Here is a 5,971-nt window from a genome sequence, read left to right on the forward strand (position 1 = left end):
CCCGCATCCCCGTCCGGCCCGGTGACGACTCTCCTAACCGACAACCCGGCAACCTGCGACGCGATAGCCGCACTCCTAGGCCACCCACCCGAATGGGAGAAACCCAAGACATCCTCAGCCGCAAAGGCGCTACTGACCCAACACCCCGAACCCCTCACCGCCATAGCAGCCCTCCTCGCCTGACGACAGACGGCGACGCGCAACCCAAGGGCCACCGATCCCCTTGGGTTGCGCGCATTCCGCGACCGTCCTCGCGGGATGCCTTCGAGTCAGAGGTCGACGGCGATGCGAGAGGACAGAGCGCAGAGAACGCAGCCTCGGCCGCGTCGAGCATCGACGTGGGGCCGCAGCAGCACACCAGCGCCCGAGGGCTCAGCTCAGCCGCCTGCCCGCGTACACCAACGTCGCCGAGGCTCCCAATTCGACCGCCGCCCCCAGCATCGGCACGATCGGCGTGATGCCGATCCCTCCGGCGAGGAACAAGTACTCCGGTGCGGGCATCAACGGGAAATTGTTGCGCGGCACCGAGACTTCGAGCGTGCGGACCGTCCGCAGGAACAGATGGACGTACTCCGAACCGCCCCAGGCAACTCCTCGGCCAGGGCCTGACTCGCGGGATCCCAAAGCCGAGAACGGATCAGCGCACGTCCACAGTGGAAGAAGATCTCCGCCACCTCCACGACGATCGCCAGATCCGCCTCCTTTCCCTCGGTGCGCATCCGGGCGAGCACGTCCGGCTCGTCGGTGGGATAAGCGCGACCGTTGACACGCAGCACTTCCCGCACTCCGGGGGTGACGACCATCAGCCCGCTCCCGCCGTTCTCGGCGAGATTGCGGAACGAGTCGGCGAGCTTATTGCCCGGACGGTCGGGAATCGCGAGCGTGGAATCGTCAAGCACCTTGACGAATCCCGGATAGTCGCCGCGCGGTGAGCGGTCGGGCAGGCCGGCCTCGTCCGACGTGGCCATCGCCAGGAACGGGGAATGGGCGATGAAGCGGCGGAAATGCCGGTCGACACGATCGAGGACCTCGGCCTTGATCATGCCTCGGGCTCCCCCGCCAGCGCATCCTCACCGCCGCTGCTCAGCTGCTGCAGATCATGATCGAGCAGGCGCCCCGCTCCGGCGAGTTGCTGGAGAGGGTCACCCGGCAGGAATGGGAGATGATCGGTGACCTGCGGGACCTGTTCGAGCGCCACACGGAAGTCCGTGTCCAGGACAAGGACACCGCACGGCTGGAGGACGAGCTCGTAGCGATGATCACCGGCTACCTCCGCGCAACCCGCTGAAGAGACGCCCCCTAACCAACGGCGATGACGGCCAGCGCCAAGTACTTACTTCCTGCCAATGGAAAGCCCCAGGACAGATCATTGCCGCACCGTAAGTCGGCCAGCGCGTAGCCGAACCGGTCTTGCCGGCTGATGGCCGTGGCCTGCGAATGCGTCATCTTCGGGGCGTGCTGGTCGAAGGCACCTTCGAGCCAGCTCACGGCGTCCTCGGACGTGGCGGCCTTCCGCTGCAACATGCTCTGCGGCTTCTTCAGCCAGTCCCGCGTCATGACCGGAGGCGTGGCCATGCTGAGATCACCACACAGAGCATCACGCTTGGGCCCCTGAGCTGTAGCGGTGTCCCCATGCCAGAGGTAGCAGTGAAAGACCATCGAAAGGCATCCTTCAAAGAAGGGCAGGCCCCGCCCTGCTTTCTCCAGGGCGGGGCCTGCTCGTCGGACGGGAGCTGCTAGGCCGCGACGGTGGCCAAGGCCGGAGAATCGGCCGGCAGGTCGAACTCGCCCGCCTTCGCCCCCGCGATGAAGTCGCGCCACTCGAAGTGATCGAACTTGGAGACGTTGCCCGCTTCGTCGGTGACGACGACCGCGTCACGGACGATGGCGACGTTCACACAGCCACACGTCTCCTGCTGCCCGTCACACAGGCTGGACTTGATGAACACACGGCCTCCCTTGGGCCCTCGGGGATGGTGGAACCGGCCGACCGCGCCGCGCCATCCGTCAGGCGCGGCCAACCGGAGATCATGGGGTCGATGCTTGCGACGTCTGATCCGCGATGCCCTCGACCATCGGGGCGGCGTTCGTCCCTCGGGGCGGCCACGTCGTCTGGTGAGGATTACAGGCCACCGTCCCGCCCACGTGCTCCCACCAGCCCGGACCGTAGGCGACGGGCCTGCGGCAATGACGGCAGACCAGCTCCTCAACCACGGCCAGTGACCACAAGCCGAACCGGCACACCACCAGACGACCCGAGCCGGCCGACTCCCAACCTCGGCCGGACACACACGATCGCGCGCCCCAACTCGTCCAGGACCACAACCTTCTGATCGCCCGATCGGCCCTCGCAACACCCAACCCCGTCGAAGCTCATAGCCACAACGCTAGAAGCGCCATTACCGGCGTGGCCAGGAGGTTGCGTCAGGTTGCCCGAAGCCGCCTGCGGGCTTTTTCGATCTCTGCTCGCGCGGCCTCTCCGAAGACGGCCTGAGCGCGAAGCGCCTCGAAGGCCCGTACAAAGTAGGCGATATTGTCAGGGCGTGAGGTGCGGAAGACGCCGGACCAGAACTCCTGATGGACGAGCTTCTCGTCAAAGAGGTAGAAGCCCTCACCGGGATAGAGCGTGCGGATTCGTCCGAGAGGGATGATCCCGATTGAGACGTAGGGCAAGATCGACATCTCGATCAGGTGGTCGAATTGCTCGCTCATCACCTCGGGGCCGCCGATGTTATCGTAGAGCACCGAGGCTTCTAGCAAGAACACGAACATAGGCTTCCCGGTACCGAGGAACTTCTTGCGGACCATACGGTTCTCTGCCGCCTGATCTACGTCATCGAGCGGAAGGCCGTGAAGCTTCGCATGGATCGTGAACTGCGCCTTCGCCACGGCTAGCGTCTGAAGAAAGCCGGGTATGAACAAGGACTCGTACACTCGGATCAGTTCACAGTCCTGGTACCTCTTCAGAGACCGGAGTTGGATCGCCTTCATGCCGGGCTTCAACTCGCGTACGTAGTCCGTCCACATCGCGGTGATCTCGCGATTGGCCGCGATCAGCTCGATAACTTGGCCCTCTATCCCACAGGCGGCAGCCCACTTGCGGATGTCGCCCTCAGACGGGCGCTGAGCGCCATGCTCGATCTTCGAGACCTTGTAATTCTTCCAACCGCATCGGTCAGCCAACTCGACGCCGGTCAGACCGGCGTCGAGCCGCACCTCTTTCAACCGTTGGGCGAACGCCTTCTTCTGGTCCTCCGCAGGGTTCTCGTCGGGCACCAGCTCAGGCGGGCTTGTACTCGCCGTTCGGGATGGCCAGAGCCCATGCCTCCTCAAACGCCGTGTTAACCGCCGCGACGAGATCGGGGTCCCTGCTGAGCAGGATTTCCGCGCGGTTGTCGGAGCCGTCGAGGACGTTGAAGACGACGAGCGAGTCCAGGACGAGGCAGTCGTTGACAGGCAGTAGCAGGGAGGAGGCCAGACGGCGAGGGAGCCAGCGGAGTTGCTCATACGAACTGGCGATGTTCACCGCCATCCTCTGGTACTCCGAGAGAGGTTCGGACACCACACGCACTCGGCGATAGGGTCGGCCCTCCGCGGCCTTTTGCCTCAGGTGCTCGGTGTGGTCGGCGATCGCACGCTCGACGAAGCCGTCTGGATCTCCAGCACGCCAAGCGTCCAGGAGCTCGGAGTCCATTCCGTAGCCGTCGCGCAGCTCCAGTTTGCGAACCTCCTGCGGTTCACCCTCCCAGAGCACCTCTTCCCGCTGTTGAGGGGAGATCAAGTCCATAACGCTCCTTCGCGAACATGCGCACGAACAATTCAGCCGTTGGGTCCGAGATCTCGCAGAACGTCTCATCGTCCGCGAGGGAGACGAGTTGTGCCGCGACAGTGGCACCCCGACTCTTACCCTGTACCAGCCAGGACATGCGATCGGTCCGGTAGACCGTCTCACATTCGTCCGAACCGTGCGAATCTGGGTCCTTGCAGAAGAACGTAGCGGTTAGGTCGTCTCCGTCGCCGCGATGTTGCCTCATATGTAGAAGGTAGCGGTCAGGTCGCCTTCGCCGCCGCAAAATTGCTCCAAGTTGCGCGTTCTCGATGCCCCTGACTGGTTGGCACCACCCGAAGCCGCGACGGTCATAACTGTCAAGTGCCTCGCCCGAAGGCGAGGAGACTGTCACCGGTAGTGCCGTGGTTCTGTTGCGGCCGAAGCAGATGGACGGAAGCAACGAAAGAGATCTTGCCTGCCTGCTGACGGGACGCTGGGCAGGCCGTCGGAACTAGGGATGCGTTGTCCCCTGGTCGACGGCAACGCCATCGCCTCACCGTTCCCGAGATTGCAGATGCTTCCGAGCAGCGTCGACTTCAGAACGTGCAACCTCACCGTAGAAGGCCAGCGAGCGCAATAACTTGAGGATGCGAACATAGGTTCCTATCTCGCTCGGGTGCTTGGTCCGGTAGCCGCCAGTCCAGTGCTCACTACGTACCAACGTGTCGTCATAGATGTAGAAGCCTTCCCCCGGCCAGATGGTTCGGTGCCGGCCAAGCGGAATGACCCCGAAAGCAACGTTCGGGAACGCCGCCGCCCGCTCCAGGTAGTCAAACTGGTCCAACATCACAGCCAAGCTGCCACGCTGCGCATAGAGCGCCCCAGCCTCGATCACGAACGAGAACACGCACAGCCCGGACTCAAGGACGCGCAAGCGGTTCAACCGTCCCTCGACGGCTTGGTCTATGTCGTCGGTCAGCCCGTGGAAGCGAGCCACGTCTTCAATGACGGCCCGTGTGTAGCCCGGCCGCTGAAGAAAGCCAGGAATCGTCTGAGGCTCGTAGGCGCGTATGAGCTTGGCCTATTCAGAGCGGCTTCGCGCGCTCACTCTGCTGCTTGAGCCCGGCGCGCATCGCTTGCCGGTGCTCCTCCCACATCTCGTCAATCTGGCGGTGGGCGGCTATCAGCTCGGGGAGCTGCTCCTCAACACCGCACGCGGCGCACCACTTCCTGATGTCGTCGTCAGTCGGGTTCTGCCGAGCGTGCTCAAGCTTAGAGATCTTGGTGGCGCGCATCCCCGACCGGGCGGCAAGTTCCCGCCCAGTCAGGTTGGCATCCAGGCGAATGTCACGGAGTCTGATACCGAACGCCTTCTTGGCTGCGGCCGTGCTGTCTGGCATCTCTTGGCTCAGGAGTCCGCGCGGTATTCGTCATAGGGGGTCGCCAGCGCCCACGCCGTATCGAAGGCGCTGATGCAGAGCTTCACGACCCCGGAGTCTTGGGTGAACTGGATCTCTGCCCGCTGATCGGCTCCGCCGAAGACGTTGAAGATCACGACCTCGCCGTTCAGGACGAAGAAGTCATTGCCAGGAAGCGGGACCGTCGAGACGAGACGACGGGGGAGCCACCTCATGGCCTCGCCCGCATCGATCGCGGGTTTACTGGCCTCAAGGATGAATCGGTGGTAATCCGACAGAGGCTCGGAGACAACTTTCACGCGGCGGGTAACGACACCCGCCGCGACCCTTGCCGCTGCGCGTTCTCCCCAGACGCTCACCACACCCTCGATGGATTGGCCCGCCCGCCATGCGCTGAACATCTCGGCGTCAACGTCGTAGTTGTCCCTTACCTCAAGCTTGAGGATGCTTTGGGCAGACCGCAGAAGCTCACTACGTCGCTCCGCCGAGATCAATTCCATGAGCTCCCTCACGAGTTGTGGACGAAGACCTGAGCCCTTGCCGAAGAACGTAGTGGTCAGGTCGTCTCCGGGGCCATGAAGTTGCTCCAGATTGCGTGTTCCCAGGTCAACGGCCAGTTGAGCGCCAGCCGAGGCGGTGGGACGGTGTGGGGCAGGAGGGCTTGTTCGAGGTTCCTGAACGCCGGGCTGCCGAGGGCGTGCCGTCCAGGCCGTCGCGAGGTTCGTGAAGCGCTGCGCGTCCAGTTTGCCGTCCCGGACGAGGAGGACGTAGCTGGGCGGGCGGG

11 protein-coding genes are annotated in these 5,971 nt (G+C 63.8%); 2 read left to right on the plus strand and 9 right to left on the minus strand.

Annotated features, from left to right (window positions below; translation table 11 throughout):
• A partial coding sequence (locus E1298_RS49915; RefSeq protein WP_207945186.1) for a hypothetical protein occupies positions 1 to 183 on the plus strand: 183 nt, incomplete at its 5' end.
• Between the two features lie 189 nt (positions 184 to 372).
• Here the strand turns inward: E1298_RS49915 and E1298_RS51450 are convergent.
• Together E1298_RS51450 and E1298_RS43000 are read right to left on the minus strand one after the other, a co-directional pair.
• Positions 373 to 504, minus strand: coding sequence for a hypothetical protein (locus E1298_RS51450; protein WP_279499658.1), 132 nt, complete (start codon positions 502 to 504; stop codon positions 373 to 375).
• Positions 501 to 1,043: an MSMEG_1061 family FMN-dependent PPOX-type flavoprotein gene (locus E1298_RS43000; protein WP_131903145.1), complete on the minus strand. Its 543-nt coding sequence runs from the start codon at positions 1,041 to 1,043 to the stop codon at positions 501 to 503. The genes E1298_RS51450 and E1298_RS43000 overlap by 4 nt, the downstream gene beginning before the upstream one ends.
• Positions 1,044 to 1,099: 56 nt before the next feature.
• Here E1298_RS43000 and E1298_RS43005 point away from each other — a divergent pair, with 56 nt between their 5' ends.
• Positions 1,100 to 1,288 (plus strand): hypothetical protein, encoded by a 189-nt coding sequence (locus tag E1298_RS43005; protein ID WP_207945187.1) that lies wholly within the window; start codon positions 1,100 to 1,102, stop codon positions 1,286 to 1,288.
• A gap of 11 nt (positions 1,289 to 1,299) precedes the next feature.
• Here the strand turns inward: E1298_RS43005 and E1298_RS43010 are convergent, their stop codons facing one another.
• The 7 genes from E1298_RS43010 to E1298_RS49920 all read right to left on the minus strand — a co-directional run.
• Positions 1,300 to 1,575 carry a hypothetical protein gene (locus E1298_RS43010; protein WP_131903146.1) on the minus strand — a complete coding sequence of 92 codons (276 nt, stop codon included), beginning with the start codon at positions 1,573 to 1,575 and terminating at the stop codon, positions 1,300 to 1,302.
• Positions 1,576 to 1,736: 161 nt separating this feature from the next.
• A complete protein-coding gene (locus E1298_RS43015) occupies positions 1,737 to 1,949 on the minus strand; it encodes a DUF397 domain-containing protein (RefSeq protein ID WP_207945188.1) in 213 nt (70 codons plus the stop codon).
• Between the two features lie 475 nt (positions 1,950 to 2,424).
• Positions 2,425 to 3,276: a helix-turn-helix domain-containing protein gene (locus E1298_RS43020; RefSeq protein ID WP_165975938.1), complete on the minus strand. Its 852-nt coding sequence runs from the start codon at positions 3,274 to 3,276 to the stop codon at positions 2,425 to 2,427.
• A 4-nt stretch (positions 3,277 to 3,280) separates the two neighbouring features.
• On the minus strand, positions 3,281 to 3,787 hold the full coding sequence (locus E1298_RS43025; RefSeq protein WP_131903148.1) for a DUF6879 family protein: 507 nt from the start codon (positions 3,785 to 3,787) through the stop codon (positions 3,281 to 3,283).
• 535 nt (positions 3,788 to 4,322) lie between these two features.
• The gene (locus tag E1298_RS43030) at positions 4,323 to 4,841 is read right to left on the minus strand and encodes a DUF5753 domain-containing protein (protein WP_279499660.1); all 519 of its coding nucleotides are present in this window, start codon (positions 4,839 to 4,841) and stop codon (positions 4,323 to 4,325) included.
• Positions 4,842 to 4,854: 13 nt separating this feature from the next.
• Entirely contained in the window at positions 4,855 to 5,169 is a 315-nt protein-coding gene (locus E1298_RS43035) for a helix-turn-helix domain-containing protein (protein WP_131903150.1), read from the minus strand.
• 8 nt (positions 5,170 to 5,177) lie between these two features.
• A partial coding sequence (locus E1298_RS49920) for a DUF6879 family protein (RefSeq protein WP_207945189.1) occupies positions 5,178 to 5,971 on the minus strand: 794 nt, incomplete at its 5' end.

This window comes from Actinomadura rubrisoli (genome assembly GCF_004349215.1).
GTDB lineage: Bacteria > Actinomycetota > Actinomycetes > Streptosporangiales > Streptosporangiaceae > Spirillospora > Spirillospora rubrisoli.

Coding starts and splice junctions, on each gene's coding strand:
- E1298_RS43000 (WP_131903145.1), bottom strand. CDS start 1,043: ATGATCAAGGCCGAGGTCCTCGATCGTGTCGACCGGCATTTCCGCCGC.
- E1298_RS43005 (WP_207945187.1), top strand. CDS start 1,100: ATGATCGAGCAGGCGCCCCGCTCCGGCGAGTTGCTGGAGAGGGTCACC.
- E1298_RS43010 (WP_131903146.1), bottom strand. CDS start 1,575: ATGGCCACGCCTCCGGTCATGACGCGGGACTGGCTGAAGAAGCCGCAG.
- E1298_RS43025 (WP_131903148.1), bottom strand. CDS start 3,787: ATGGACTTGATCTCCCCTCAACAGCGGGAAGAGGTGCTCTGGGAGGGT.
- E1298_RS43035 (WP_131903150.1), bottom strand. CDS start 5,169: ATGCCAGACAGCACGGCCGCAGCCAAGAAGGCGTTCGGTATCAGACTC.